The organism is Flavobacterium sp. Leaf82 (assembly GCF_001422725.1).
Taxonomy (GTDB): domain Bacteria; phylum Bacteroidota; class Bacteroidia; order Flavobacteriales; family Flavobacteriaceae; genus Flavobacterium.
Genome location: NZ_LMMA01000037.1, coordinates 68701 through 94148 on the forward strand (window position 1 = coordinate 68701; position 25448 = coordinate 94148).

At 32.8% G+C, this 25448-nt stretch carries 15 protein-coding genes; 4 read left to right on the forward strand and 11 right to left on the reverse strand.

Annotation, left to right across the window (positions count from 1 at the left end; translation table 11 throughout):
* Nucleotides 1-8: 8 nt before the first annotated feature.
* From ASF10_RS23375 to ASF10_RS23385, 3 genes are all read right to left on the reverse strand, one after another.
* Nucleotides 9-1493 (reverse strand): SGNH/GDSL hydrolase family protein, encoded by a 1485-nt coding sequence (locus tag ASF10_RS23375; RefSeq protein ID WP_056255030.1) that lies wholly within the window; start codon nt 1491-1493, stop codon nt 9-11.
* Nucleotides 1494-1766: 273 nt separating this feature from the next.
* Nucleotides 1767-3191 (reverse strand): HmuY family protein, encoded by a 1425-nt coding sequence (locus ASF10_RS23380; protein WP_082472498.1) that lies wholly within the window; start codon nt 3189-3191, stop codon nt 1767-1769.
* Nucleotides 3192-3208: 17 nt separating this feature from the next.
* Nucleotides 3209-5320, reverse strand: coding sequence for a TonB-dependent receptor plug domain-containing protein (locus tag ASF10_RS23385; protein WP_056255032.1), 2112 nt, complete (start codon nt 5318-5320; stop codon nt 3209-3211).
* Between the two features lie 103 nt (nt 5321-5423).
* On the opposite strand from ASF10_RS23385, the gene ASF10_RS23390 reads away from it, so the two are divergent.
* Nucleotides 5424-6326, forward strand: a complete 903-nt coding sequence (locus ASF10_RS23390; protein WP_056255034.1) for a DUF6607 family protein — start codon at nt 5424-5426, stop codon at nt 6324-6326.
* A 127-nt stretch (nt 6327-6453) separates the two neighbouring features.
* Here ASF10_RS23390 and ASF10_RS23395 read toward each other — a convergent pair whose 3' ends face one another.
* The 3 genes from ASF10_RS23395 to argS all read right to left on the reverse strand — a co-directional run bounded on the left by ASF10_RS23395 (nt 6454) and on the right by argS (nt 13535).
* Entirely contained in the window at nt 6454-7956 is a 1503-nt protein-coding gene (locus tag ASF10_RS23395) for a SusD/RagB family nutrient-binding outer membrane lipoprotein (protein ID WP_082472499.1), read from the reverse strand.
* A gap of 11 nt (nt 7957-7967) precedes the next feature.
* Nucleotides 7968-11195, reverse strand: a complete 3228-nt coding sequence (locus tag ASF10_RS23400) for a SusC/RagA family TonB-linked outer membrane protein (RefSeq protein ID WP_056255040.1) — start codon at nt 11193-11195, stop codon at nt 7968-7970.
* 561 nt (nt 11196-11756) lie between these two features.
* Nucleotides 11757-13535, reverse strand: coding sequence for an arginine--tRNA ligase (argS, locus tag ASF10_RS23405; protein WP_056255044.1), 1779 nt, complete (start codon nt 13533-13535; stop codon nt 11757-11759).
* Between the two features lie 323 nt (nt 13536-13858).
* Between argS and ASF10_RS23410 the strand changes: the two genes are divergently transcribed.
* On the forward strand, nt 13859-16273 hold the full coding sequence (locus ASF10_RS23410) for a TonB-dependent receptor domain-containing protein (RefSeq protein WP_056255046.1): 2415 nt from the start codon (nt 13859-13861) through the stop codon (nt 16271-16273).
* 91 nt (nt 16274-16364) lie between these two features.
* Here ASF10_RS23410 and ASF10_RS23415 read toward each other — a convergent pair whose 3' ends face one another.
* Both ASF10_RS23415 and ASF10_RS23420 read right to left on the reverse strand, forming a co-directional pair.
* A complete protein-coding gene (locus ASF10_RS23415) occupies nt 16365-17036 on the reverse strand; it encodes a copper homeostasis protein CutC (protein ID WP_056255243.1) in 672 nt (223 codons plus the stop codon).
* A gap of 223 nt (nt 17037-17259) precedes the next feature.
* Complete coding sequence (locus ASF10_RS23420; RefSeq protein ID WP_055093260.1) at nt 17260-18267, reverse strand: 3-oxoacyl-ACP synthase III family protein; 1008 nt, start codon at nt 18265-18267, stop codon at nt 17260-17262.
* Between the two features lie 262 nt (nt 18268-18529).
* On the opposite strand from ASF10_RS23420, the gene ASF10_RS23425 reads away from it, so the two are divergent.
* A complete protein-coding gene (locus ASF10_RS23425) occupies nt 18530-20941 on the forward strand; it encodes an alpha/beta hydrolase family protein (protein WP_056255049.1) in 2412 nt (803 codons plus the stop codon).
* A 103-nt stretch (nt 20942-21044) separates the two neighbouring features.
* On the opposite strand, the gene ASF10_RS23430 is transcribed toward ASF10_RS23425, so the two are convergent.
* The 3 genes from ASF10_RS23430 to ASF10_RS23440 form a co-directional block, all read right to left on the reverse strand.
* Nucleotides 21045-21995, reverse strand: a complete 951-nt coding sequence (locus tag ASF10_RS23430; RefSeq protein ID WP_056255052.1) for an ABC transporter ATP-binding protein — start codon at nt 21993-21995, stop codon at nt 21045-21047.
* A gap of 104 nt (nt 21996-22099) precedes the next feature.
* Entirely contained in the window at nt 22100-22795 is a 696-nt protein-coding gene (locus tag ASF10_RS23435) for an OmpA family protein (RefSeq protein WP_056255055.1), read from the reverse strand.
* Nucleotides 22796-22813: 18 nt separating this feature from the next.
* Nucleotides 22814-23314: a lipocalin family protein gene (locus ASF10_RS23440; protein ID WP_056255245.1), complete on the reverse strand. Its 501-nt coding sequence runs from the start codon at nt 23312-23314 to the stop codon at nt 22814-22816.
* Nucleotides 23315-23518: 204 nt separating this feature from the next.
* Here ASF10_RS23440 and htpG point away from each other — a divergent pair, with 204 nt between their 5' ends.
* The gene (gene htpG, locus ASF10_RS23445; RefSeq protein ID WP_056255058.1) at nt 23519-25402 is read left to right on the forward strand and encodes a molecular chaperone HtpG; all 1884 of its coding nucleotides are present in this window, start codon (nt 23519-23521) and stop codon (nt 25400-25402) included.
* Nucleotides 25403-25448: the final 46 nt, after the last annotated feature.

Here is a 25448-nt window from a genome sequence, read left to right on the forward strand (position 1 = left end):
TAATAAGTCTATTCATTTACACTATCTTTTTTTACAGAAACGGAATCTGTATTTGTTTTCCTGACTGTTTTCCGTTTATTAACACCAGTCTCTCTACTTTCTCGTAATACTTTGTATTGCTCGTAACCTTTATTTAATTGATCGTATAATAATTTACCAATCGCTTTAGCACCGCGTTGGTTAAAGTGCGTATAATCTTTATTGGCTTTTGCAGGAGATTCATCTACCCATTTTACCATAGATCCGTCGCCACCCATTAAAGTGTATAAATTTACAAATCCGGATTCCGTATCCAGCGCATATCTTTTTTGTGCTTTCATCAAAGGAACTACGGCTGAATCTGTTTTCATTTCCAGATCATATTTTGTTGATTTATCTGCTGTTGAAATAATCAAAACAGAAACTCCCGGAAATGATTCCTTGATTTTATTTACCGCTTTTGTCATTCCTTTTTGATACCAGGAATAATTCTTGGTACCATAGTTTAAAACGTTGGTTCCGTAATGCAGAATTACTAAGTCATATTTTAAACTGTTATTGAATCCCTGCATTACATTTGCATTGAATATAGAGATTGGCAATCCTGAATTTCCTCGTTGAGAGAAATTATCAACATGAACCCCAATTCCGTTATCAAAATTAAAGCCATAAATAGGAATCGAATCTGCGTGTATAAAATTTGCCTTGAATGCTTTTATACTTCCTGAGGTTACTTTTAAGGTATTGATTAAATTATTTGGGACAAGACTTTTTCGTAAAGTATCTTTTCCAATAATAAAATTGACGTTTCCTTTTTTAGATGCTTTTCCGTAAAACAAAGTTGGATTATCCAGAGTTGTCGAATATTTATTTAATCCTGCTTCATATTGAACCCAGGTCGTATTTACTTTATCATTTGCAAAAAATACGTGACCATTTACCCCAAAAGGACTTGTGGGTCTTTTTACGTTTAAGTATGATTGTGTTTTCCAGTTTTTAGAATACGTAGATTTTACGGAACCTCTTGATGCTGCAGACTCTGATGTTATTGAAACAAAACCAACACCATTACCTCCAAAACGTTCCTGATAATTAGATCGAACATCTTGTACGATCAAATCGCCATCTGTCATGGAATCTCCGTAGTAAGCAATCCTTACTTTGGCTTGTGGATTTTTTTCCAGCTGATATAATTTTTCATAAAAAGAAATCAAATATTGGTATCCTTTATAGTTATCGAAAGTTTCAGATGGAAACTCAATTCCTTCTGAGGCATCAAAAACTATTTTTTCCTTAGCTTCCTTTTTCTCATCTTCTGAAAGGCTATCACCTGTCTGAGCCAGAGAATCGTTTGCTACAGATTCTAAAAGCAAACTGTCTATTAGTACGTTTTTAGAATCTACTTTACTGTCCGGAAAAATTTTATCCGGTAAGATTTGTTTAAATCCAATGAAAGCTATGAATGCTAATGCTACAATTGCAAAAGACTGAAAAAAATAAGATTTTGTATTCACTAGTAATTATAAGTTTGAAGAAAGGATTCGTTAAAATTTCTATCAAAAATTCCTGTTAATCCTTATAAAAAAGTATGCGCAAAGATAGAATTAAACATTAATTTATGAATTGTTTTTAACATTAAAATAAAACAAAAAAAAGAGGTTAGACGAATCTAACCTCTTTATCAAAAAAAATAAAAAAAACAAAGCTAATGATTAACTAAATTTTAATGCTTTCGCATTTATAAATTAGAATAAAATAATCTTATCCTTAGGTTTTTAGTGAATTAATTATTTTAAGATCGCATATTCTAAAGTTACATTTCCTCTTTCGCCTGCTTCATTCAACATTGTAAGGAATTTTAACTTATAATAATTTCCTGCAGCATCTTTAATCACATAAAATCGATCTGTTCTAATACTTGGCAAACTAGTTGGTCCTCCGCCATTTCTCCAGTTAGCTCCAATTATTCTTTGATCTGTAGCAGAAACTTTAAAATTATCTTCAACAACTTTTGCTTTTGTAAAATCAGTATAAGATCCTCCAGCAGCAACTAAAACCTGATAAACTTGCGCTCCTGCTCTTGAATTCGTACTAATAAAATCGGCATAACCGTAACTAACTTCACCAGCACCCATATTTAAATAATTGGTAAAAACGGTAAAGTTTAAATCCCATTTTGCTTTTTCAGGCTCAACAGAAACAGTATTTCCAGAAGCTAAACTAAAAAATGTAAAATTATAAGCAGCATCTTTAGTAATTACTTTCTCTGTGAAAGTTGCAGAAGTTAAATCTGCATATTGAATTTTATATCCAGTACCGCTTCTTAAAATCCTAACTTTTTTCCATCCTCTGGATTCACCGTCAACGATAACACTTCCTTTTTCAGGTACAGCAGTTCCAACCAAAGATCCCATATTAACTAAATAAACTTTGTTTTCAGAATCTGTAGCTGAAATCTCTGCAATTGCAGTTCCAATTCCTGCTCCGGCACCTGCTAAAACACCAGTTGGGTTATCCACATATCCGTTTGAAGCAGCAGTTGTTCCAGCACCAACTGTTACATCTGCATCAATCACTTGAGATAAAGTAATATCAGATGTTTCTAATTTTTTTACGGCCATTTTAACAGATCCGTTTATTATAACTCTAAAGTCAGTTCCTGAAGAAAAACCAAAATCCCAAGCTGCTCTGTTTACTGATTTAGAAGTACCAGAACTTAAATCAAGATAAAGTTGATTTGGCTGATTTGGACCTCCAACAGTAGCTGCTAAAACATTTCCTAATGAAGCTGTTTGATTAAAATTAACCTGAATTGATTTGTTCAGTCCAGTTACAACATTGATAGAAGAACTATTAATCGTAAAAACAACATTTTTTACTTCTCCTTCAATAGCTTCTTTTAACTTATTAACAGTAAAGCTTACTGATGAAACATTTTTTTCAAAAGGAACAATAACAGTCTTAGCCGTTGCAGCTGGCAAAGTTGTAAAATCAGTTCCACTAACAACTGCAGTTTCAGTAAAAGAGATTGTAAGAGTTCCTGCAGCAGCCGTAGGTGTAGCAAATTTTAATTCTATAGGAGTTGCTGCTGCAGTTAAATTTAATGAAGCCTCTGCAAAAGTGACTGCATTAGCCTCAACTGTATTATTATCATCACTTGAACACGAAACAAGCGATAATAAAGCGATTGATAAAAATAAAAGTTTTTTCATTGAGTTATTAATTTATATTAAAGATTAAGGTTATATGCTAATTTTAAAAAGTATGAGCGCCCGTAAGCCAGCATCACTTCTCCCGGCGCAGCATGTCCAGCCGTTTGACTTGTATTTGTTTGATTTACATTTGTTATATCAAAAACATTTCTTGCTCCAATTGTAACTTCAAATTGGTCATTAAAGAAGTTTTTTCGAATTGAAATGTCAAGCCAGTTGCTTGGATCAATATCAGATATGATAAAAGAAGAAGAGCCTTCTATAAAACGTTGTGTCTTTCCATTGTATTTATAATATCCTGAAAATGTGGTTTTCCACTTTGGAATTAAATAAGAAAAACTTGCATTTAAATTAAAAGAGTAAAGAAATTTATCATCAGAGGCAAATACTTTGTTCTCTATCTTTTGTGAAATTCCAATTATTGCAGCTCCAAAATTAAAAGTCAAATTATCTTTTTGAAATTGATTCATTGTTGAAAAATTCCAAACCTTATATTTACTTATATTAATGTATTGATATTCTGGATTGCCTGTGTCAGGATTAAATCCAGTTAATGCCATATCTATTCTATCATCTACGTCTAAATAACTACCCGCCACAGTATTTGACATTTGTAATCCAGAAGAAAATACTGTTGTTTTTTTAAGACTGGTTTCGTAAGATGTACTGGTTTCAGGGATAAGATTTTCATTACCAATAAAGAAATGTCCATCAAAAATTAGCTTAGAATATAGTTCCTCAAAAGTTGGTGTACGAAATCCATTTCCATATGATGCACGAGCTTCTACTCCTTTGTCGAATAAATATCTTAGACCTATTGAAGAAGCATATTGGTTTTCAAATTTTGATTGAGCTGAAAATCTTAATCCCGGTCTAATCGAAAATCTTTGAGTTGCCATAATCTCCGAAGAAGCAAAAAAGTCATAATTTTCAATGGTTTTGCGTATGGGCACAAAAATATTACTGGCTTCCTGAACAAGTGAGAATCCTTGGTTGTTTACAAATTCATATCCTATCTGTAAGTCAACTGTTTTATCTGCAAAAAAATTACTTAATGTTCCTGTAGAATAAAGAACTTCCATCGATTGGTCTTTTACCTTAACATTGTTTGCCTCTGTCTTATTTGCAAAAAGATATCTGAAATCTTCTACGTCACGCTGTTGTTTTTGATGAGAAACGGACACATTGTAATTTAGCTGAGAAAATATTTTACCTGTTGCATTTAAATTATGGAAATATCTATTCGTTAAATATCTTTTATCATCAGCGTATCTGTAAGATCCTGTTACAGGATTAAAACCAGACTGTACTGTACTATTATAATAATCTACATTTTCATCTAAATATTCAAACTTATAGAAAAAACGAAAATTATCTTTACTGTAAGCTATTAATGCAGTTCCGTTTAGCTGATCTTTCGGCAACCATCGATAACCTCTTGAACCGTCATTTTCGTCATAATCGACTCCATTTTTATCATTTAAATATCCTTGAAAGTCGTTACGATTTACACCTAGTGAAACATACCAGTTTTTATCAAAATTATGAGAAACTTTTAAGGATTGAATATGTCGTCCTTCTTTAAAAAGAGAGTATTCATCGCTGATAGTTTCTTCCTGAACCGCAGCATTTATACCCCATTTATATTTTGAAGATTTTTTTGTAATAATATTTAAGACACCACTAACGGCATTCCCACCATATGTAACTCCCATTGAGCCTTCAACGATTTCGATATGATCAACATCATTAAGGTTTATCTGAGATAAATCAGTATTATTTCCTAAACCAGCTTCATTAACCAAAGGAACATTATCTACCAAAATTTTAAAATACTGGGCATCTAAACCAAATAAAGAAACTGTTGATCTACCACTAGTACTACTTGGTCTTACAGTTATATTTAAGTATTGATTTAAAACATCTGCTAAATTATTGGCTGCCAGATTTTGTATGTCCTTACTCGAAATAACCCGAACATTAAAAACCGATTTTTTAATTGACTGTGGTTCAAACTGTCCGGTAACAACCACTTCAGAAAGTTTATTTACAGCCGTAGTATCTTTTTCTTGTGCAAACGAAATTTGACAAAAAACAAAAGCTGTAAAAAGGGTAAATTTTATTTTCATTATTTTTATTCAGTCTTAATAATGACGCAAATATATAACTATTTTTAATTGTTCTAAATAAAATTTATATATTTGCAAAAAATTTAAAAACAAAAAATAAGTTATGATTTCAAAAAGCCTCTATTTTTCAGCCGTTATGGCTTTGACTTGTAGTCTTGGTTTCAGTCAGGACAAAAAACAGCAAGACATTAAATCAATTAAATCAATGTGTGGTTGTTATGAAGTGAAATTTAATTTTACTGAAACTTTTCAATATCCTAAAGATTCAGCTACTTATAAACCTTCTGAAACTAAACATGAATCTGCTTTAGAATGGGTAGAGTTATTAGAAGACACTCCTAACAAAATCGTAATGCAGCACTTATTAATAGTAAGTGATGATATGATTATTAAACACTGGAGACAAGATTGGCTATACGAAAACACAGACTTATATTCATTTGATAAAGGGACTTCCTGGAAATATAAAAAACTAGATAAAAAAGCCGTTAAAGGTCAATGGACTCAAAAAGTATATCAGGTAGATGACAGTCCAAGATATGAAGGATCTTCAACTTGGGTGCATGTAGACGGAAAAGATTACTGGGCGAATGTTGCTGATGCGCCTTTACCAAGAAGAGAGCAAACAAAACGTAATGATTACAATGTTTTAAAAAGAAGAAACATTCATGAAATCACTGCTACAGGATGGAATCACGAGCAAGACAACGATAAATTAATCAGAGACGATAGTGGAAAAGATGTTTTGTTAGCGCAAGAAAAAGGATTTGATGTTTATACTAAAGTTCCGGATATTAAATGTATTGCCGGACAAAAATGGTGGGTAGCAAATAATGTTCTTTGGAAGAATGTTCGTGACAAATGGCAAACTCTTTTTGACAGACATCAGGACTTAAACTTAGAAGCGAAAGTGGACAGAAAAGCACTTTATTCTCTTTTGTTTGATTTAAAACCAACTGCAACAAAAGCTGAAACAGATGCCATCATCAACAAATTCGTAAAATAAATATTTGTGTTAGTTACAGAAAAAGCCGGTAGTTTCACGACTATCGGCTTTTCTATTAATTAAAAAACCGCCTAAATTAATTTTAGGCGGTTTTATAGTTTTACAGGTCTTTAAGAATAAAAATATATTAGTTTTTATCCCAAAATATTTTTGTCGTTAATTTATCTCCTCCAATTGATGCTGCAGCAGCATTATAATTCATGGTGTTTAAGGTTTGTTCCCTAATTGGGTAATTCATTCTTGACGGAATCTGACCTTCTGCAGAAGCATCAGCATTTGAAGGCGGGGAAAGTAACGGAAAATTTAATCTTCTTGTAGACGTCCATCCTTCAAATCCTCTATTATATAAAGCATACCATGCTTGTTCTCCTATTTTTTGCTGCCAGGTTCCGGTTGCACTAGCATAAGCAACAGTCGGTTGGGTCAAATACGTTTCTATAGCTGCTTGTGCAATTCCCCAATCTTTCATTGATGCTGTAATTGCATTAGTATAATGTGTTGCTGCGTCGCCACTAATTGCAACACCTCTTTCTACAGCTTCTGCTAATAAAAATTCAACTTCTGCATAGTCTAAATAAGTTCCTTTAAAGTCCAGTAATTGAATCAAGGCACCTATCTGAGTAAATTTTCCAAAACTATTTTTTAATCCTACCACTCCTCCTTTATAAGGTAAAGCTTCTCCATTGGTATCTTTTAAGTTTTGAGCAAAATAAACGGTAGTTCTGGGATCATTTTTTGCCACTAATGCGTCTACAAATGGTTGGGCAGGCACGAAATCATGCCTTCCAGAAAACACCAAATCTACATAAACAGGATTTGTATTGGGTACATTAGTTTGATATGCGATTTTTGCATTATCATCATTTGAAGTAAAAGTACCTTTTGATGCTGAGATTATCGCAGCATCTGCAAGAGCTTCTTCTAATCCTGATGCTTTAAGATTAATCCCTAATTTTAATTTTATACTATTTGCAAATTTTATCCATAAAGATAATTGATCTCTATAAATAATATCAGCATTTCCAAAACCTTCATATGCAGGATTTATATTTGCAATGTCACTATCAATACGCACAATTAAATCTTTATAAATATCTAATGCCTTATCATATTTTGCCAGATAATTGCCTGAACCTTTATGAGCTTCAGAGTACGGAATGTCTCCAAAGGTATCGACAAGAATTTGATAGGAGTAAACACTTAAAATATCTATCATTGCCAATTGATTCTTTTGTATAGATGTTTTGGCAGCAAATTGAGGATCCGTTGCTAAAATCACTTCACTTTCGATATAGTATTTTGCTTGTTCCAGATCTCCTAAGGAACCATCATTTGTAGTCGTTCCGGCATAAAAAGCTCCCCAATGGTTATCAGAAATCTTTCTTGTTGTCCATTGATAAACAGATTCGTCTGTATAGGTAGTCTCTGTCCATTGCTGGTTAACTAACCTAAAGATATTTTTATTGACACTTGTATTAACGACTTGTTCTGCAATACCTTTTTGTGCACTTGTAAATAAAGAATATGCAGGTACTGTTGATGGATTTTTCTCGTCGTTGTTCATATCCGTCAAATCACTGCAAGAGCTTACGAGTAATAAGATACTTAAAAAATAAATTATGTTTTTCATGATATTTTTTATTAAAATTTAAATGTTAAGTTGAATCCTATGTCTCTTGTTGTAGGCAATGATCCAACAGAATAACCTCTGGATTTATTTCCTGATGACAATCCACTTTCAGGATCTGCATAAGGCAAATTTTTACTAATGATCCATAAATTGGAACCTAATAAACTTAATGTTGCACTATTTACAAACGTACCTTCAAACACTTTTTTAGGAAAATTATATGAAATAGATACTTCTCTCAATTTTACGTATGAAGCATCATAAATAAACCCTTTATTTGGTGCTGCCTGATATCCGTAATTACTGGAATATACACCAGGTCCGGTTTTATCAGGAGTATCATTATTATTTACAGTCGAAACCAGATTTCGAGAACCATCAGGAGCAACTCCGGCATTTACTACACCATTTTCTCTTACATTTCCTGCTGCTGTTTCAGGATATAATCCATTGGCAAGACCATAATACATATCTAATGAGAATATATCACCACCTTTTTGTGTATCGATTAAGAAACTCATCGAAACATTTTTATAGTTAAGCTTGTTTCTAACTCCTCCTATCCAGTCCGGAGTTACATTACCAATCGTATTATCTGATGTTCCAGATATTAAATATTTACCCGTTTTTTGATCTACTGTTGGCTGACCATTTGTATAGATATAATCTGTTCCTTTTATAGATCCGTATGCTTCTCCGCTAGTTGCATTAATAGTAACTCCACCCTGAAAAGAAGCGATTTGCAGATTCCCTACTCCTTCCGGCAAAGAGATAACCTTGCTTTTATTATTCGACCAGTTTACAGTAATATCCCAACTAAAGTTTTCTGTTTTTACAGGAGTTCCCATAAGTTGAATTTCCAGACCACTATTTTCGATATTTCCTCCATTAACCCATGCATTGGTAAATCCTGATGAAGAGGAAACTGCAGCTGATACAATTTGATCTACAGTATTAGTCTTGTAATACGTAACATCAAGACCTAAACGTCTTTTGAAAGCACTTGTCTCTAAACCAATTTCAAAAGATTTTGTTCTTTCAGGTTTAAGATTAGGATTTTTATTGGTGTTTGGCAAAGTATACATTGGCTCTCCTGTAAAATTTGAGCTTCTTTTATAGGTATTTATTAAACTTAGCGGCTCTGCATCATTACCAACTTCTGCGTAGTTTAATCTAAACTTTCCTAAATTTAACCATTCAGCTTTTACTAAATTAGAAAACAATAATGCTCCGGAAATTGCGGGATAAGTATAGGCATTATTATTACTTGGTAATGTCGACGAAACATCTCTTCGTACAGAGGCATCAATAAAATAAGTATCCTTGTATCCTATCGAACCTTGTGCATAAATACCATCTACGCCCCAATCTGCTTTATTTTCAGTAGGAAAAGGCAGTTCATATCTTGAATTGGACAACGCATATATTCCAGGAGTAACTAAACCTCCAATGGTTGAGGAAAGAACATTATTTCTTTTGTTTCTTCTGGTGTTTGAACCCAAAACTCCGGTTAGGCTAATATCGTCTCCAAATTTTTTATTGAAGTTTAGCATAAAATCATAATTGATTTCCTGAAAGTTGACATCGTATCTTTGATACCCGGATTTTTCATCAATTGGAGACAGTCCAAAACCAGTTGCAGTAGAACCTACAGCTCTTCTTTCTTCCTGAAGCTGATTATAAGTATCTAAAGAAACTCGTCCTAAAGCACTTAACCAACTTGTTATTTCGTAATTAAGGGATGCATAACTAAATAAACGTGTCTTATTATCTGAAGAATAATTTTGATAACGTGTAAAATATGGATTATCCCAATAAGCCGGTTTTAACTCATTTGCGTTGGGATCTGCCCAGTTCCAGGTAATATTTTGTCCACCTGATGCATTGTAAACATTTTGCAATTCTTTTACATCAACATTTGTTTGCCACCATTGTCTAAAACTTCCAATAATATTATCACTATAACCTGTAGAATTTCTACCTACAGTATTTTGTAATGTTACAGCTGCATAAGCGTTTGCAGTCAATTTATCAGTTATTTTTTGACTAAATCTTGCGCTTATCTGATTTTTTTTCAATTCACTATTTGGTAATATTCCTGTTTGAATTGTATTAACATACGACATCGAAAGACTTGACTTATCTGTAGATTTTTCCAGAGATAAACTATTTGTATTTGTTAGTGCCGATTTAAAAAAAGTAATTGGTCCGTTTTGAGCTGCACTCCATGCAGTAGATTTATCGTAATTCTTAGAATATGGCGTAAAAGAATCCCATTGGTAAACAGAATTACCCGTATAAGCATCACCATATGAAGCATCGTTTGATGTATCTACAGTTGGTATAGCATTACTATCCAGAAAAGAACTTCCAAAACCGTAACCGGCTCCATATTTATTTTGATATTTAGGAAAAGTAGATTTATCAACTGTTCCTACAGTCATACTGCTCGAAAAAGTAAAACCAACCTTATCATCGCCTTTTTTCCCTTTTTTTGTAGTTACCATTACTACTCCGTTGGCGGCTCTTGATCCGTATAAAGCGGTAGCGGCAGCACCTTTAAGAATATTAATACTTTCAATATCTTCCTGATTAATATCTGCTGCACTATTGCCATAATCATAACCTCCTCGGCCTGAATTTTGTTCTGCTGTATTGGAGTTTGAATTATCAACAGGAACTCCGTCTACAACCCACAAAGCCTGATTATTTCCTGTAAGCGATTTATTCCCTCGAATTACAACGTTTGTAGAACCTCCAAAATTTGTATTTCTTGAAACTTCGACACCTGCAGCTTTACCTGATAAAAGGTTTGCTACGTTTGTATTTCCTGCTCCGCTATTTACTAGATCTTTTCCTGAAATTTGCTGAGAAGCATAACCCAGAGATTTCTTTTCTCTTTTTACTCCCAAAGCTGTAGTTACTACAACGCCTTCAAGTTCTACGGAGTCATCTTTTAATTTTACATTTATGATTGAAGAACCAGCAGCTATTTCCTGAGTTTTCATTCCGATATAACTAAATACTAAAACTTGATTTGATTCTGCCTTAATAGCATATTTTCCATCAAAATCAGTTTGCACACCTGATTGTGTACCTTTTATTAAAACAGTAACGCCGGGTAAAGGTATTCCGCTGTTATCTGAAACTATTCCTGTAATTTTTTTTTCCTGCGCAGCTGTAAATTGCAACACAAGTACAAAAAACAGTATCATAAATCCTTTTAGTTTTTGTTTCATTATTTGGTTTTTTTGAATTATCAGTGCAACTTATATAATTAATATAAATTTAACAAGGTTTTTATTTATTTTAACACAAATAATTGTAATCCAATTATTACTTTTTAAACCAAAACAAGCAGTAAACTATTGATCTTTAGAGGAATCCTAAGAAATGTAAGAATAATTCTAAAAATATTTTTTTTGCAAGGCGATCGCGTAAAATCAAATTATCATCTTAGTACGAAGTGTAGGCAATACATACTTGTCTGATTTTATCCATAAAAAAAGCCGGCTAAATTTCTTTAGCCGGCTCAACCCTTTATTTTTCTAAAAGTGTACTAATTCAAAATAGATAAATATATCAGAGTGTTTTTATTTGTTTTTCTTATATAATTCATAAATGACATAAGAGTAGAATCTTCTTACTTTAAAACAGTGGAAAATTACTACATAAAATTAAAACAACACTATATTGTACGAAAATTAACACTAAAATAACTTTTTTAGATAATCAAACTAAAAACAAAAAGCCGACAATTGATGATCAATTATCGGCTTTTTAGATGTTTTAGTTATGTTTTACATTCTCTCAGGAACCTCAATTCCTAACAAAGTAAAAGCAGATTTTATAACTTCGGCTACTTTTTGGGAAAGCTGCACTCTAAATATCTTTTTAGTCAAATCTACTTCTCCTAAGATATGAACAGATTGATAAAAAGAGTTGTATTCTTTTACCAAATCATAGGTATAATTTGCAATTAATGCAGGACTGTGGTTTTGCGCTGCATTTTGAATTACTTCCGGGAAAAGCTCGATTTGTTTTACCAATTCTTTTTCTTTCTCGTGTAATTCTTCGGTATTTGTTTTAGCGGAGAAATCAAAATCTGCTTTACGGATAATAGATTGAATTCTTGCATATGTATATTGAATAAACGGACCTGTATTTCCTGCAAAATCAACTGATTCTTCCGGATTAAACAAAATACGTTTTTTAGGATCTACTTTTAATATGTAATATTTTAAAGCTCCAAGTCCAATTGTTTTGTACAATTTCGCTTTCTCTTCAGGAGAATAACTGTCTAACTTTCCAAGATCTTCAGAAATTTGTTTTGCTGTATCTGTCATATCCTGCATCAAATCATCTGCATCTACAACAGTTCCTTCACGGCTTTTCATTTTTCCAGATGGTAAATCAACCATTCCGTATGATAAATGATATAAGCTTGAAGCCCAGTCAAAACCTAATTTTTTCAGGATCAGGAACAATACTTTAAAGTGATAATCTTGCTCGTTACCAACTGTATAAACCATTCCGCCAACATCCGGCATATCTTTTACACGCTGAATTGCAGTTCCTATATCTTGTGTCATATAAACAGCAGTTCCGTCAGAACGCAAAACAATTTTACGATCCAGACCTTCATCTGTTAGATCAATCCAAACAGAACCATCAGGATCTTTTTCGAAAACACCACTATCAAGACCTATCTGAACAACATCTTTACCTAATAAATACGTATTACTTTCATAATAATATTTATCAAAATTAACCCCAAGATTAGTATAAGTCGTAGCAAAACCTTCATAAACCCATTCGTTCATTTTTTTCCAAAGCGAAATTACTGCTTCATCACCAGCTTCCCATTTTTTAAGCATTTCTTGTGCCTCAACAATAATCGGAGCTTGTTTTTTTGCTTCTTCTTCAGTTTTACCGGTTTCCATTAATTGAGAAATCTCAGCTTTATAAGCTTTATCAAACTCAACATAATATTTACCAACTAATTTATCTCCTTTTAAACCTGAACTTTGCGGAGTTTCTCCATCTCCAAATCTTTCCCAAGCGAGCATCGATTTACAAATATGAATTCCACGGTCGTTGATGATTTGTGTTTTGTACACTTTTTTACCAGAAGCTTTGATAATTTCGGCTACAGAATATCCCAACAAATTGTTACGAACGTGACCTAAGTGTAATGGTTTATTGGTATTAGGCGAAGAATATTCGACCATAATTGCTTTATCATCCGCATTTGGCGTTACATATCCAAATTTGTGATTGTCTCTTATCTCATTAAAGAAATTCAAATAATAACTATCTGCAATTACAATATTCAAAAAGCCCGAAACAACATTAAAACGTGCTACTTCCGGAAGATTTTCGACTAAATAATTTCCTATTTTATTTCCTAATTCTACAGGATTGCTTTTAATCACTTTTAATAAAGGAAAAATGACCATTGTAATATCGCCTTCAAACTCTTTTCTGGTAGTTTGAAATTCGATTTTATCAACAGTAACATCAAATAATGCTTGTATTGCTTTTTGTATAGAAGGTGTAAGAATTTGTGATAATGACATGTAAACTTATTTTTAAAGTGAGCAAAGATACTGCTTATTCATCAATTACAGAAAATGAAAAACATATAAAATAGAACAAATCAATTAGAATTTATCAAAAAGGATTTTAAAATGATTGTTAAAATTATCAAAAAATTAATATGCTAATCTATTAAAAAACAGCCTTTCTTAAAAAAAACTAAAAAATTTTCATGATTTCCTGTAACATATCGACCACAGAAGAGTCTTAATAAGAAATTAGAATTCATTTTCAAGAAAAAAAAATTAACAAAAAACAAAAACACAATCATCATCAATCAAATCAAAATAATCAATTAGTACTTATGAAATTAAAATTCTTTCTGTTCGCGTTACTAGGTGTAATTGCAACAGCACAAGCCCAGAACACAGGAACAGTTTCTGGAAAGATTACAGAGAAGTCGAATAACGCGGCTATTTCTTACGCGACAGTTTCAATAAAAGATAACGGTAAAGTAGTTACAGGAGTTAACACGGATGACAATGGAGATTTCTCTATTAAAAATCTGGCTTTAAAAAGTTACACTATCGAAATTCAATACATTGGATTTAAAAAATATACAGGTTCACTTATTTTAAGTGACAATAAAAAAACAGCTACAGTAAATGTTTCTCTTGAAGAAGAAGCTACTCAGCTTAAAGGTGTAAATATCGTAAGTGACCGCTCGACAATAGAACAGAAAATTGACCGAAAAGTAATCACAGTCGGAAAAGATTTAACTACTGCCGGAGCTTCGGCATCAGATATTATGAATAATATTCCATCTGTAAATGTAGATCAGGACGGAAAACTTTCGCTTCGCGGAAATGACAATGTTCGTGTATTAATTGACGGAAGACCCTCAAATATTGATCCTGCACAATTATTAAAACAAATTCCATCGACTTCGATCAAAAAAATCGAATTGATTACAAATCCTAGTGCAAAATACAATCCGGAAGGAATGTCAGGAATCATCAATATCGTTTTACACAAAAATGCAAATACTGGTTTTAACGGAAGTTACAGTGGCGGAATCACTTTTGGAGAAACGGCTAAATACAACCAATCTTTAAACTTGAATTACAAAACCGGAAAAGTAAATTTCTTTGGAAATGTGGGACAAAACTTTGGAACGTATTACAATGATGGTTTCATTAAAAGATTTGATCCAAGTGTAGTTCAGAAAATTGATGTTATAAACGACAACGATTCTTATTTGTATAAAATTGGGATGGATTATTTAATAAATGATCATAACACATTATCTTTTTATACGAATCAAAACAAATCAAATGGTAAAGGTTATGTAGATACTGCCATTGACTATAATAATGTAACAGGTTCTGATGTTGCAAGTATTTTTCAGAAATCTAAATATTCAGGACCGGATAATGTTGGAACTTACAATTTAGCATACAAACACATCTTTAAAAAAGAAGGTCATACTTTAGATTTTGAAGGGAACTATAGTGATAATAAAGAAACTAATTATGCTTCTTTTGATACTCAGTCTATAAATAACGACAATACTCAAAACAATGTTATTTATGATGATTACATAAAAGGAACACGTAAATTGACTACTCTGAATGTAGATTATGTAAATCCTTTAAATGACAAAACAACGCTTGAAGCAGGTGCCGAAGCCAGACTTACTAAAACAGATAATTATTATAGTACAGGGAATCCGCTTGCAGCACTTCCGGTTTCTGTTTATACTTATGATACTGATATTTATTCGGCTTATCTAACATTTGGTCAGAAATTTAAAAAATTCAGCTATCAGGTTGGTGGTCGTTTTGAAAGTTATAAAGTTGTCGCTAATTTAAATCAGGGTCTTGAAAAATTCAATGATGATTATATTACTTTATATCCTTCGGCTTATTTTACGTATAACCTGAACGAAAAAAACACTTTGCAATTTAGCTACAGCCGTCGTGTAGACCGCCCTAGTTTAGAGCAGACAAAACCTATTCGTGAGTTTTCTACTCCGTTAGTTACCTCATTAGGAAATCCTGAATTAAGACCTCAGTTTACAAATTCTGTCGAAGTAAATTATACTAAAACTCTTGAAAAAGGAAGTTTTACAACAGGTGTTTTTTACAGAAGTATCAATGATCAAATTAGTAGAATTTTATACCCGGACGATACAGATCCAACTGGTAACAAACAAATTTTGACTTATACAAACTATGATCATAATACATCTTATGGTTTTGAGGTTTCGTTTAATTACAAAATTACAAAATGGTGGGATATCCAGCCTTCTATTGATTTCTCAAGCATTAATCAACAAGGAGTTGTGTTTAAATACGATCCTGTAACACAAACAAGTAATCCTTTTGAAAGAAAAGTTACAGTTGCAGCATTCAATGGTCGTATGAACTCAAACTTTAAAGTAAACAAGCGTTTAAGCTTTTTATTATTTGGTTTTTACAGAGGTGGAGTTGACGGTCTTCAAAATAATAGCAATGAAATGTACAAAATGGACATAGGTTCGCGTTATACATTGTTAGACAGTAAGATGAACATCAGTTTACGTTTTAATGATGTCTTTAATACAATGAAATATTCATTTGATGCTATGTATCCTTATGCACATGAAGGACAATTTAAATGGGAAAGTCAAACTGTTTATTTAGGTTTAACGTATAATTTTGGTGGTGCAAAAATCAAAAATTTAGAGCGTAAACAAAGAGAAGATAACACTAGTAAAGGTGGCGGCGGAATGTTTTAATCCCACTTTTAATAGTAGATTTTAATAGTTCTTGTAGAAAGGAAAAGCCTGGAGTTTGCCAACTTCAGGCTTTTCTTATTTTAGGGAATGACTATAGAAAATTTCGCAATTCTTTTACTTCTTCCGGATTTGCTGTTTCTGTATTGCCTGTAATAGCAGATGAATGATAAAAAGTTGGTTCTAATTTTTCCTGTAAAAATTTAATATTCGAAGATCGTAAACCTCCGCCAGGCATAATTTCGATTCGGTCATTGGCAAGTTTCTGAATCATTTCAAGATCATCAATTCCTTCTTCGACATTTTTTCCTCTTCCGGAAGTCAGGATAGTTTGAAAACCACAATCAATGACGTCCTCAAGTGCTTGTTCTATAGAATTAACAACATCAAAAGCACGATGAAAGGTACAAGAAAGCGGACTCGCCAAATTGACTAATTCCTGATTTTGTTTTTTATTGATACTTCCGTCAGGATTTAAAATTCCGAAAACAAAACCATCAACGCCCAATTTTTTTAAGTGTTTTAAATCTTGCTTCATTTCTACAAATTCTTCATCTGTATATACAAAATCACCGCCACGAGGTCTTATAATAACATGCATTTTAATCGAAAGAATTTCACGAACCCTAACCGCCAGAACCGCATTTGGTGTTGTTCCTCCAAGTTGCATATTTTCGCATAACTCGATTCTGTCTGCACCATTGTCTTGCGCAATTATTGCCGATTCATACGTAAAACAGGCAATTTCAAGTTGATTTTTTTTCATTTTCATTTAATTTTTCATACAAATTTTGTCATTCTTCACCAACTAGTTTGTCATTTCGACGCAAGGAGAAATCACATTAGAAAATCCATAATCATTGTCGAGTCACAAGTGCGATTTCTCCTTGCGTCGAAATAACAAAAACTACATAATTCAATACGAAAGTATAAAAAAACCTGCTCTAAAAAAGAGCAGGTTTTAAAAATATAATGCAAGATGAATTAATTTACCATTTAATAATTGCGCTTGCCCAGGTAAAACCACTACCAAAAGCTGCTAAAACAACTGTATCTCCGGATTTTATCTTTCCTTGTTCCCAAGCTTCTGTCAAAGCGATTGGAATTGAGGCTGCGGTTGTATTACCATATTTCTGGATATTATTGTGAACCTGATCATCCGTCAGTTTAAATTTGTTTTGAATGAATTGTGAAATTCTCAAATTTGCCTGATGCGGAATCAACATATCAATATCTGAAACCTGTAAACCGTTTGCTTCTAATCCTTCGTTGATTACTTCTGCAAAACGAACTACTGCATTTTTAAATACAAATTGTCCGTTCATGTATGGATAATAACTTTCGTCATTCGGGTCATTATCTGCTAAAATATCGGTTACCCAACGCGCTCCCATTCCCGGTGCCTGCAAAGCTAATTCCTCTGCGTGTTGTCCTTCTGAATGCAAGTGAGTAGATAGAATTCCTTTTGTTAAATCTTCTTCACGGCTCAAAACTGCTGCTCCTGCCCCATCTCCAAAAATTACAGATACTCCACGACCACGTGTTGTCATATCTAATCCTGTAGAATGAACTTCAGAACCAATCACCAAAATGTTTTTATACATTCCGGTTTTAATGTATTGATCTGCAACAGATATTGCATAAACAAATCCGGAACACTGGTTTCTTACATCTAATGCGCCAACTGTTCTTAATCCTAAATCACGTTGTACTAAAACTCCAGGTCCTGGAAAATAGTAATCAGGACTTAATGTAGCGAAAACTACAAAATCAATATCTTCTTTGGCCACGCCAGAACGTTCTATAGCAATTTTAGCTGCTTTTACCCCCATTGTAGTTGTGGTATCTTCTCCACGAATAATATGTCTGCGTTCCTGAATTCCTGTTCGCTCCTGAATCCATTCATCATTGGTATCAATAATTTTAGACAAATCGTCGTTGGTCACAACATTGGAAGGAACATAATATCCTAAGCCCGCTATTTTTGAATGATACATATTCTTTTGTTATTTGTTAAAAATTTGGAATGCAAATTTAAGTATACTTTAAATCATTAGCGTACAAATTAGTGTTTTTTTCGTAATTGACAATTTAATATACTTTAATTATATATCGAATTAAGACTATTTACATTTTGAAAAATCAGTTTTTACATCTAAATGATGAAAACTATGAAAAATAACCCATAAAATGTAACAAGATTCAATTACTTTAGTCAAACATAACGAATACCATTTTTAAACTCCTAAAATTCAAATTATGAAATTAAAGGTTACACTCCTATTATTTCTTAACATTGGCTTTTTTGCCTTTGCTCAGGAAAATTTAACCTACCAAAAACCATCAAAATCTATATTAGATTTAGCGGACTACCAAAAAGCTCCACTCGTGTCTATGGATACCAAAAAAGAGAATATGTTGCTCCTTTATAGAAACACCTATAAAACATTGGACGATCTTAATCAGGATGAACTTCGCTTAGGTGGTTTGAGAATTAATCCGGTAACAAATATTTCGAGTACAGCAACGTATACAATCAATCTTAAGTTAAGAAAAATTAGTGCAAAAGACGAAATTCAGGTTACAGGTTTACCGGAAAATCCAAAAATAACCAATGTTCTCTGGTCACCAAACGACAAGAAAATTTTGTTCTCGCATACAACAAGTACAGGCGTAGAACTTTGGGTTGTAGATGTAGCCACTGCAAAAGCAACAAAACTTACAGATGCGACTGTAAATGCAAACCTTGGTAATCCGTTTAGCTGGTTTTTAGACAATGAAACTATCTTGGTAAAAATGCTTCCAAAAGACAGAAAACCATTATTAGACTCTAAAAAAGACTTACCAACCGGGCCAATTATCTCGAACACATCCGGAGCAAAATCTCAAAACAGAACTTATCCTGATATGTTGAAAAATCAGAATGATGAAATTAATTTTGAGAATATCATGACTTCTGAACTGTATAAAGTAAACCTTAACGGAACTGCTACTTTGTTTAAGGAAGCAGCAATGTACGCCGGAGAAAAAATTTCGCCGGATGGTAATTATATTATGTTAACTACAATACAAAAACCGTTTTCATATGTTGTTCCTTTAAACAGATTTCCATCTAAAACAATTGTTTACGATGCAAGAGGAAAAGAGGTTAAAACGGTAAACGAAGTTCCTTTAAACGAAGTAATTCCAAAAGGTTTTATGGCAGTTCGTAAAGGAAAAAGAGAAATGACCTGGAGAAATGATAAACCAGCGACTTTATCTTATGTTGTAGCTTTAGACGAAGGAAATCCAGCTAATAAAGTTGAATTTAGAGACGAAGTTTTTCTATGGGATGCGCCTTTCGCAAACAATCCAACAACATTGGTAAAAGTACCTCAACGCTACAATGATATTATTTGGGGAAATGACAATATTGCTTTTCTTACTGACGAATGGTACGATACCCGTAATACAAAAACGTATTTAATTAATCCGTCAAATCCTGCCCAACAGGCAAAAGTAATTACAGACAGAAACCAACAAGATGTGTATTCAGATCCGGGAGTTTTTGAAACTAAGAAAAATGAATACAATAAATATGTCTTAGCGATCGAAAAAGACAATGCTTATCGCATTGGTGAAGGATATACAAAAGAAGGTCAGTTTCCTTTTATTGCTGAATTTAATCTAAAAACATTGCAGTCTAAACGCCTTTATACGTCGACTTATAAAGATAAAAAAGAGGATTTATTAGGTATTGAAGATTTTAAAACCGGCAAAGTTTTAGTTCAGATTCAGTCTAAGAGTGAATATCCTAATTATTATTTTAGAAACATTAAAAAACAAAACAGCTTAACGCCAATTACTTATTTCCCAAATCCGTTTGAAAGCATTAAAGATGTTAGCAAAGAAGTAATCAAGTACAAGCGTAAAGATGGTGTTGAACTTTCCGGAACCTTATATTTGCCTGCAGGTTACGACAAAGCAAAGAAAGAAAAATTACCTTTATTAATCTGGGCGTATCCAGCTGAATATAAAGACAAAAACAGCGCCGGACAATCGACACAAAACTCAAACGAATTTACAACTCCTTATTACGGATCGTTTGTATATTGGGTAACCAAAGGATATGCGGTTTTAGATGATGCTGCTTTCCCAATTATTGGCGAAGGAACTACAGAACCTAACGACAATTTTATATCTCAATTAGTAGATAATGCAGCAGCAGCAATTGATGCTGTTGACGCTTTAGGATATATTAACCGCAAAAAAGTAGCCGTGGGAGGACATTCTTACGGAGCTTTTATGACGGCAAATTTATTGACACATTCTAATTTATTTGCGTGCGGAATTGCAAGAAGCGGAGCTTACAACAGAACTTTAACTCCGTTTGGTTTCCAGACTGAGCAACGTAATTATTGGGAAGTTCCTGAAGTTTATACTGCAATGTCTCCTTTTATGAATGCAGATAAAATGAAAACACCACTTTTATTAGTTCATGGTGAAGCAGATAATAATCCCGGAACTTTTACTTTGCAGACAGAACGTTATTATCAAGCCTTAAAAGGTTTAGGGGCAACAACAAGAATGGTAATTTTACCTAAAGAAGCACATAGTTATGTTACCAAAGAAAATATTTTACACCTGCTTTGGGAGCAAGATCAATTCTTAGAAAAATACTTAAAAAACTAGATTATAAAATTGATTATAAAAAGAAACCCGACAGTGATTAAGCTGTCGGGTTTTTATTTTACAGATAAAAATTATCTAATTTTCTAATTGACAAATTATCTAATTAAAGATAATTTAAACCTAAAAATATTTCCTGTTCCAGAGGAAGATCAATCTCACTTTCAAAAAAAACGAGTTGTCTTTTATAAACAGTTTCAATTAAAAAATGATTTCCTCTAAAATAAGTTCTTCTGATTTTTACCGGCAAATCTGATTCTGCTACCATTTTAAACTGATGCGGATATACCAATGTTTTATGTGACTGATCTTCATATGGCAATAGCAAATGAGTAGGAATTTCATTTACTTCACCAAAAAGCGAAGCCACATATTTAGTTTCCGGATCTTCATATATCTTCGTCGGGTTATCTTTTACGATAACTTCACCATTTCGCATAACAATAGCTTCATCAGCAAATGATAAGGCATCGGTACTATCGTGAGTTGCGATAATACAAGTAATTCCTTTTTGCTTTAAATATCTAAATAAATTTCGGCGTAAAGCATTTTTACGAAAAGCATCGATTTGGCTAAAAGGTTCATCAAGCAAAATTACTTCTGGCTCTAAAGCCAAAACTCTCACCAAAGCCACTCTTTGTTGCTGTCCTCCACTTAAAAACTTCGCTTTTACATTAGAGAATTGCTCCATTTCTACCATTTCCAATAATTCCTGAACGCGTAGTTTTTTCATATTGGCAAAACCATTCGAAAGAAACTTCCCAACATTTTCAGCTACCGTTTCAAAAGGAGACAAATCAAAATCCTGTGCCAGATATTTCATAAAAGGCATTCCCGGGATCAAATTGTATTTAGGACCTAAAATGGGCTTGTCGTTATAAAAGATCTTACCTTCATCTAAGTCATATAAACCGTACATTAATTTTAAAAGTGTACTTTTTCCGCAGCCGCTTTCACCAATAATAGCAATATTCTCGCCTTTATTTATGGTAAAAGAAACGTTTTTTATAACAGGGCTTTCGGTATACGAAAAAGAAATATTCTGAATGTCGAGCATGGGTTGTATTTGAAAGTTCAAATTTACAATGTTTAATTTCTAAAGTCAAAAAAAAGCTGCTTCAATTATGAAACAGCTTTTAAGAAATTTTATTGCGTTTGAAACTATTTACCAGCTTCAGTTTTTGCGTCGTTTACCATTTTGTCATTTGCAGTAATAGAAAACTCTACACGACGGTTTTGAGCTCTTCCTTCAGGAGTATCATTTGTAGCAATAGGTTCAGCGATTCCTAAACCAGAAGTTTTGAAACGGCTTGATTTTAATCCTTTTGCAACTAAATAAGCTTGCACAGATGCTGCTCTTTGTCCTGAAAGTGTTAAGTTATATTCTGGTTTTCCTGTATTATCAGTATAACCAAAAATTTGAATATCAGTATCTCCGTACTCATTAAATACAGAAACCAATTTATCTAAATTTGTTTTTGCTTGTGGAGTTAATGTTGATTTGTTAGTATCAAAACGAACAGAATTTTCATTTAAAGTCAAGTGAATTCCTTCTCCAACTCTTTCTACAGAAGCACCTGGTAAAGCCTGATCAATTTGACGGGCTTGTTTATCCATTTTGTTTCCAATAAGAGCACCAGTTCCACCACCTACAGCAGCTCCAATTGCAGCTCCTAAAGCAGTGTTTCCGCCTTTTCCTAAATTATTTCCAAGAATACCACCAATAAGACCACCGGCAACTACTCCAATTCCAGCTCCTTTTTGTGTATTGTTAGCGTTTTTTACTGAATCGCAACTTGCAAAGAAACTTACTAATACAAGTAAACTACTCAAACCTAAAACTGTTATCTTTTTCATATTATATATTTTTATTTTTTAATTAGCTCTTTGAAATTGGTAAGTAACATCCTTAGTTTGTCCACCAACATTAATATTATCGATTAACTGAAATGATGTATCAGTTAAACCAGCAACTTTTAATAAGTAACCATCTCTAACATTTTTTGATTTCGTTCCGGGATTAACAATCTTAAGAACAAAAAGTCCCTGATTATTGATACTCCATACGATTGGCGAAGTAAAAGCTGTACAACTTGCAGAAGTTAAAGTCATAGTTCCTTTATTGTTGTTTGAAATAAAATTCCAGGTACTTCCAATAAAACATTTAGAATCAGCAAGATCAAAAGAAGTTACTTTAATATAGTCAGAACCCGCATAAGATACATTGGTTAAAACCCAATTTCCTTTAATAGCTACTTGAGTAGGTCTGTCAAGTTTAGTAGATAGTGTAGTGGCTTCTGTTGAAGCGGTAGACGAAGCTGATTTACACGCGAATAACATCGTGGCGATCATGCAAATGAAAATGATTTTCTTCATTTTGTACATTTTTTTAAGTTAATACTTACTTATTTAACAATTATTATATGACAAAGATACAATTCATAAGAATATCTTTTGTTTTAGAATCTAATTATTTTCTTTCAAAATTAACACTTCCGACATTTTGTCACCCAAAAAACAATTGGTATTCTATTTGAATAAATGAAAATCATCACTTTAAACTAAAAAAATAATAAAAATATGACAACAGGTAAAATTAATGTTTCGGTAGAAAACATCTTTCCCTTAATCAAAAAATTCTTGTATAGCGATCACGAAATCTTTTTACGTGAGTTAATTTCAAACGGAACCGACGCGACTTTAAAGCTAAAACACTTAATTAGTATAGGAGAAGCTAAAGTAGAATTCGGAAATCCTGTTATCGAAATTAAAATTGATAAAGAAGGTAAAAAAATCCACATTATCGACCAGGGATTAGGTATGACAGCTGATGAAGTTGAAAAATACATTAACCAGGTTGCTTTTTCTGGAGCCGAAGAATTCCTTGATAAATACAAAGATTCTGCTAAAGATTCTGGAATTATTGGTCACTTTGGTCTTGGGTTTTACTCTGCTTTTATGGTTGCTGAAAAAGTAGAAATCATAACTAAATCATACAAAGATGAACCAGCTGCACACTGGACTTGCGATGGTAGCCCTGAGTTTACTTTAGAGCCTGCTGACAAAACTTCACGTGGTACTGAAATCATCCTGCATATTGCTGAAGACTCTCTTGAATTTTTAGAAGATTCTAAAATCAGCGGCTTATTAAATAAATATAATAAGTTTATGCCTATTCCAATTAAATTTGGAACTAGAACAGAAACACTTCCAAAACCGGAAGATGCTCCTGAAGATTACATAAACGAAACTTTTGAAGTTGATAATATCATCAATAATCCAAATCCGGCCTGGACAAAACAACCAACGGAATTATCTGATGAAGATTACAAAAAATTCTACAGAGAATTGTATCCAATGCAATTTGAAGATCCGTTGTTTAATATTCACTTAAATGTAGATTATCCTTTTAACCTTACCGGAATTTTATATTTCCCTAAATTAGGTTCGGATATGCAAATCCAGAAAGATAAAATTCAATTGTACCAAAACCAGGTTTACGTTACTGATAACGTAGAAGGAATTGTACCTGAATTTTTAACAATGCTAAAAGGTGTTATCGATTCACCGGATATCCCCTTAAACGTTTCTCGTTCCGGTTTACAGGCTGATGGTGCAGTTAAGAAAATCTCGAACTACATTACCCGTAAAGTTGCTGATAAACTAAAAGCATTATTCAACGAAAATCGTGCTGACTTTGAAGCTAAATGGAACGACATCAAAATCGTTTTAGAATACGGAATGCTTTCTGAAGATAAATTCTACGAAAAAGCAGGTGCGTTTGTTTTATATCCAACAGTTGATGATAAATACTTTACTCTTGAAGAATTAAAAGAGAATTTAAAAGAAAACCAAACTGATAAAGACGGGAAATTAGTTTTTCTTTATGCCGGAAACAAAGATGCTCAACACTCTTATATTCAAACAGCAAAAGATAAAGGATACGAAGTATTACTTTTAGACTCTCCTATTATCTCACATTTGATTCAAAAAATCGAAGGTGATAACAAAGACGTAACTTTTGTTCGTGTAGATTCTGATCATGTTGATAATCTAATCAAAAAAGACGAAAACACGATTTCTAAGCTATCAGATGAAGAAAAAGAAACTTTAAAAACTTCATTAGAAGCTTATATTCCTAAAGCGTATAGCGTTCAACTTGAAGCTATGGATAGTCAGGCTGCTCCTTTTATTATCACGCAACCAGAATTTATGCGTAGAATGAAAGAAATGAGCCAATCAGGCGGTGGCGGAATGTTTGGAATGGGAAATATGCCAGAAATGTATAATCTTGTTGTAAACACAAACTCAGATTTAGCTACAAATATCTTAAATACCGAAGATAAAACACATCAGGAACACTTGGTAAAACAAGCTTTAGACTTAGCTAAATTATCGCAAAACCTTTTAAAAGGAGAAGCGTTAACAGCTTTTGTAAAAAGAAGTTTTGAGATGATCAAATAAGAAATAACTTATAAAGTTATTTTTATACTAAGCCCCGTAAGTTTAA

Coding starts and splice junctions, on each gene's coding strand:
- ASF10_RS23380 (WP_082472498.1), bottom strand. CDS start 3,191: ATGAAAAAACTTTTATTTTTATCAATCGCTTTATTATCGCTTGTTTCG.
- ASF10_RS23385 (WP_056255032.1), bottom strand. CDS start 5,320: ATGAAAATAAAATTTACCCTTTTTACAGCTTTTGTTTTTTGTCAAATT.
- ASF10_RS23390 (WP_056255034.1), top strand. CDS start 5,424: ATGATTTCAAAAAGCCTCTATTTTTCAGCCGTTATGGCTTTGACTTGT.
- ASF10_RS23395 (WP_082472499.1), bottom strand. CDS start 7,956: ATGAAAAACATAATTTATTTTTTAAGTATCTTATTACTCGTAAGCTCT.
- ASF10_RS23400 (WP_056255040.1), bottom strand. CDS start 11,195: ATGAAACAAAAACTAAAAGGATTTATGATACTGTTTTTTGTACTTGTG.
- argS (WP_056255044.1), bottom strand. CDS start 13,535: ATGTCATTATCACAAATTCTTACACCTTCTATACAAAAAGCAATACAA.
- ASF10_RS23410 (WP_056255046.1), top strand. CDS start 13,859: ATGAAATTAAAATTCTTTCTGTTCGCGTTACTAGGTGTAATTGCAACA.
- ASF10_RS23415 (WP_056255243.1), bottom strand. CDS start 17,036: ATGAAAAAAAATCAACTTGAAATTGCCTGTTTTACGTATGAATCGGCA.
- ASF10_RS23420 (WP_055093260.1), bottom strand. CDS start 18,267: ATGTATCATTCAAAAATAGCGGGCTTAGGATATTATGTTCCTTCCAAT.
- ASF10_RS23425 (WP_056255049.1), top strand. CDS start 18,530: ATGAAATTAAAGGTTACACTCCTATTATTTCTTAACATTGGCTTTTTT.
- ASF10_RS23430 (WP_056255052.1), bottom strand. CDS start 21,995: ATGCTCGACATTCAGAATATTTCTTTTTCGTATACCGAAAGCCCTGTT.
- ASF10_RS23435 (WP_056255055.1), bottom strand. CDS start 22,795: ATGAAAAAGATAACAGTTTTAGGTTTGAGTAGTTTACTTGTATTAGTA.
- ASF10_RS23440 (WP_056255245.1), bottom strand. CDS start 23,314: ATGAAGAAAATCATTTTCATTTGCATGATCGCCACGATGTTATTCGCG.
- htpG (WP_056255058.1), top strand. CDS start 23,519: ATGACAACAGGTAAAATTAATGTTTCGGTAGAAAACATCTTTCCCTTA.